The following is a 3,223-nucleotide window of genomic DNA, read 5'->3' on the forward strand; positions in this document are numbered from 1 at the left end:
GAGATATCGAGTCGACTATGGATTCGGTAAAGCAGTTTCACGTCGGCGTAATTCTCGAATATCCCCCAATCAGTCCCTTCTCTCTTTTGGAGAGGGACTGACCGAGTTGTTCTCACGAGGTACATCGACTTGAGATATCGAGTCGACTATGGATTCGGTAAAGCAGTTTCACGTCGGCGTAATTCTTGAATATCCCCCAATCAGTCCCCTCTCCCTCTGGGAGAGGGCTAGGGTGAGGGGCTTTTCAGTCGATAAACAAATCCGGCATCAACGCATCGTCGCTTTCTCGATCAAAGCGATATTGACCGAACTCCGTCACACCGCTCTCACGCAAAACTTCCTCATCAATCAACAACCGCCCGGTAATCTGCCGCCCGCTGCTATGCAGAATCACATGCGCCGCATCCGCCATGATCGAAGGCAGACGTGCCTGCTTGAACGACTCCCGATTACCCAGGTGAAACTCAATCGCCGCCGTGGCAATCATCGTTTGCGGCCACAGTGAGTTGACGCTGATCCCGTAACTGGCAAATTCCTCACTCATCCCCAGCGTCAGCATGCTCATGCCGTACTTGGTCACGGTGTAAGGGCTAAACTGTGCAAACCACTTGCTCGCCAGATTCAACGGTGGCGACAGGTTGAGAATGTGCCCGGCGGATTTCTTCAGGTAGGGCAGGGCCGCCTGGCTGCACAGCAACACCGCACGGGTGTTGATCTGGTGCATCAGGTCGAAACGCTTGAGTTCGATGTGTTGCACCCCCGTCAGCTTGATCGCCCCGGCGTTGTTCACCAGCGCATCGATGCCGCCGAAATGCTCGTTGGCCTGGGCGAGAGCCTGACGCACCGCGTCTTCATCACGCACATCCACCTGCAACGCCAAGGCCTTGCCGCCCGCCGCCTCGACTTCAGCCGCGACGCTGTGGATGGTGCCGGGCAGTTTGGCGTGGGGTTCGGCGCTTTTCGCCGCAATAACGATGTTGGCCCCGTCCTTCGCCGCACGCAGCGCAATCTCACGGCCAATGCCACGGCTGGCGCCGGTGATGAACAGGGTTTTGCCTTGTAACGACATGCCGATGCTCCTGCTTATTGTTATGTGAGCGGAGGGCTCGACAGACAATGTAGACCAAGCAGAAGCACAACCTGTTGATCGTTCCCACGCTCTGCGTGGGAATGCTGCCGTCGACGCTCTGCGTCATAGCGGTGTTAAGCATGTCGACAGTGGTGGGGCTGGAACGCGGAGCGTCCCGAGGGGCATTCCCACGCGGAGCGTGGGAACGATCAGTGCAGGGGGATCAGGCGGACATGACTTCGCGGATGTCGCGGGCCAGCTCGCGGACGCGTTCTTCTTCGGTGTCCCACGAGCACATGAAGCGTGCGCCGCCCTTGCCGATGAAGGTGTAGAAGCGCCAGTTCTTTGCGGTCAGCGCGGCGATGGCCGGTTCCGAGAGTTGCAGGAACACGCCATTGGCCTGTACCGGGAACATCAGTTCGACGCCGGGAATGTCGCTGACCAGTTCAGCCAGCAGCTGCGCGCAGTGGTTGGCGTGGCGGGCGTATTTGAGCCAGGCGTCGTTTTCGAGGATGCCGACCCACGGTGCCGAGAGGAAGCGCATTTTCGACGCCAGTTGCCCGGCCTGTTTGCAGCGGTAGTCGAAGTCTTCCGCCAGTTTGTGGTTGAAGAACAGGATCGCTTCACCCACGGCCATGCCGTTTTTCGTGCCGCCGAAGCACAGCACGTCAACGCCGGCCTTCCAGGTCAGATCCGCTGGTGAGCAGCCGAGGAATGCGCAGGCGTTGGAAAAACGCGCGCCGTCCATGTGCAGGTGCAGGCCCAGTTCCTTGCAAGTGGCGCTGATGGCGCGGACTTCTTCCGGGGTGTAGACGCTGCCGACTTCGGTGGCTTGAGTCAGAGTCACGACGCGCGGTTTCGGATAGTGAATATCCTGACGCTTGAGCGCGACTTCGCGGATCGATTGCGGGGTGATCTTGCCGTTTTCAGTGCCGGCGATCAGCAGTTTCGAGCCGTTGGAGAAGAATTCCGGGGCGCCGCATTCGTCGGTTTCGACGTGGGCGGTTTCCGAGCAGATCACGCTGTGGTAACTCTGGCACAGCGACGACAGGGCCAGCGAGTTGGCGGCGGTGCCGTTGAAGGCGAAGAACACTTCGCAGTCGGTTTCGAACAATTGGCGGAAATGGTCGGCCGCGCGTGCGGTCCATTCATCGTCGCCATACGCGCGCTGGTGGCCGTGGTTGGCCTGCTCCATCGCAGCCCAGGCTTCAGGGCAGATACCGGAGTAGTTGTCGCTGGCGAATTGTTGGCTCTTGTCGGTCATGGCCGGCTTCCGTGGTCGAGACTCTTGTGAAGGCTCGTGGTCAATGATGGTGCGCACTTTACCGAAGATCTTCCGGGGAGCACACGGGATGTCACGTTCAGGAAATTACCAGTTTGTAGGACGATTATGCACTTGAGCAAACGCGACGGCGCGCTGAATCTGCTCAAGTGGCTGGCGCTGTTGAGCATGTTGTTCGATCACCTGCGATATGTCGGGTTCTCCGCCGATTGGCTGTATGTGCCGGGGCGGCTGGCGTTTCCGTGGTTTTGTCTGGCGATGGCGGCGAACCTGGCACGCGATGGATCTCGGAGGATGGAATGGCGCTATCTGGGCTGGTTGTTGCTGTTCAGTGCTGTCAGTGAGATTCCCTATCGGCTGTACATTCCTGAGCCCGATACGCTGAATGTGATGCCGACACTGGCGCTGGGGTTGTTGGTGGCGCGGGGGTGGCAGGATCCCTCGATCATGTCGCGATTGCTGGGTGTTGCTGCCCTGGTGCTGGCGATAGTTTTCCCGGAACGCCTGATGTTCGGCTTCTTCGGAGTTCTGCTCCCGTTGGCGATGCTGCTGGTATTTCGCCGTCCGTGGTATTTCAGCTTGCTGCCGGGATTGATCTGTCTCGCTGCCAATCAATGGCAAGTGCTGTACGACTCGGCAAGGTTCGGTAACAGCGTCGCCATTCTCGGTATTGCGACATGCCTGTTTGCGCCAATGCTAGGAATGTTCCTGTTGCGACATGCGCGACATCTTCAGCCGCCACCGATGCGGCGCTGGGCGTACGTCCTCTATCCCGCACATTTTCTCCTGCTGCTCGCCGCCCGCCAGTTGATCGCATAACCCCTGTAGGAGTGAGCCTGCTCGCGATGGCGGTGTATCAGCCAACATTTGCT

3 protein-coding genes are annotated in these 3,223 nt (G+C 59.0%); 1 reads left to right on the forward strand and 2 read right to left on the reverse strand.

Annotated elements, in window-relative coordinates:
• Positions 1 to 244 precede the first annotated feature (244 nt).
• Positions 245 to 1,069, reverse strand: a complete 825-nt coding sequence (locus ACW9IR_RS29025) for an SDR family oxidoreductase (protein ID WP_457466040.1) — start codon at positions 1,067 to 1,069, stop codon at positions 245 to 247.
• A 223-nt stretch (positions 1,070 to 1,292) separates the two neighbouring features.
• Positions 1,293 to 2,333, reverse strand: coding sequence for a threonine aldolase family protein (locus ACW9IR_RS29030; protein WP_007913115.1), 1,041 nt, complete (start codon positions 2,331 to 2,333; stop codon positions 1,293 to 1,295).
• 126 nt (positions 2,334 to 2,459) lie between these two features.
• On the opposite strand from ACW9IR_RS29030, the gene ACW9IR_RS29035 reads away from it, so the two are divergent.
• On the forward strand, positions 2,460 to 3,170 hold the full coding sequence (locus ACW9IR_RS29035; protein ID WP_457466042.1) for a TraX family protein: 711 nt from the start codon (positions 2,460 to 2,462) through the stop codon (positions 3,168 to 3,170).
• Positions 3,171 to 3,223 lie beyond the last annotated feature (53 nt).

The organism is Pseudomonas sp. SDT291_1_S447 (assembly GCF_054070155.1).

What these genes read in the sequence shown, in the direction of transcription:
- ACW9IR_RS29025 (WP_457466040.1), bottom strand. Translation starts at nt 1,069, where the DNA reads ATGTCGTTACAAGGCAAAACCCTGTTCATCACCGGCGCCAGCCGTGGC.
- ACW9IR_RS29030 (WP_007913115.1), bottom strand. Translation starts at nt 2,333, where the DNA reads ATGACCGACAAGAGCCAACAATTCGCCAGCGACAACTACTCCGGTATC.
- ACW9IR_RS29035 (WP_457466042.1), top strand. Translation starts at nt 2,460, where the DNA reads ATGCACTTGAGCAAACGCGACGGCGCGCTGAATCTGCTCAAGTGGCTG.